The sequence below is a fragment of the Pseudomonas sp. AL 58 genome (assembly GCF_036348395.1).
In the GTDB taxonomy this organism is placed as follows: Bacteria; Pseudomonadota; Gammaproteobacteria; order Pseudomonadales; family Pseudomonadaceae; genus Aquipseudomonas; species Aquipseudomonas defluvii.
Window position 1 is genome coordinate 1 of sequence record NZ_JAZBQR010000069.1, and the last position, 619, is coordinate 619.

Sequence of the window (619 nt, forward strand, 5' to 3'; positions counted from 1 at the left end):
CCGGAGGCCGGTGGACAGGTGTCCTTCCTCATCGAGAGGGAAGGAACGGCACTGATCGACGCGGTTCAACTGACGATGGGCCGAGGCGAGATCAAGATACCGGTGATCGAGTTCATTCAGGAAAGCGAGAACCTGGCCAGTGATGTCAAGCTGACGTTCAACGCGACGGTGACCGACAAGGACGGGGACTCGGCGACGAGTACCTTTAACGCCGACTTGTTTGCCAACGATGCGGCCGACGCCACCTTCGACTTCACGCTGGTTGGAACAAGCGGTGCGCGTGATGCCTTCAACGTCGATCTGTCACTCACAGAGAACCAGTATCAGGTCACCGGCTTCGATGTGACCGCCGGTCACCGAGACACGCTGGTGCTCAACGGCGACCAGAACGCGGTTGTCCAATCAATCAACAACGCCGGTGCAGACAGCATCGTGACGATCGCCGAGTCCGGCGGACAAACAACGACGATCACCTTGGTCGGAGTCGATGTTCTGAATAGCGACATTGTGTTTGGCGGTGCCTGAGGTACTGCGCGCAGTACAGGATGCGAGGGTGGCGTAGAAACCACCCTCGCATTGCTTCCTGGCAATCGAATACAAGACCTGCATGGCCGAACCC

The 619-nt window shown here is 58.3% G+C and carries 1 pseudogene; it reads left to right on the forward strand.

The features are described 5' to 3' along the window. A pseudogene (locus UIA24_RS23080) lies at positions 1-525 on the forward strand (DUF5801 repeats-in-toxin domain-containing protein); the annotation flags it as partial. Positions 526-619: the final 94 nt, after the last annotated feature.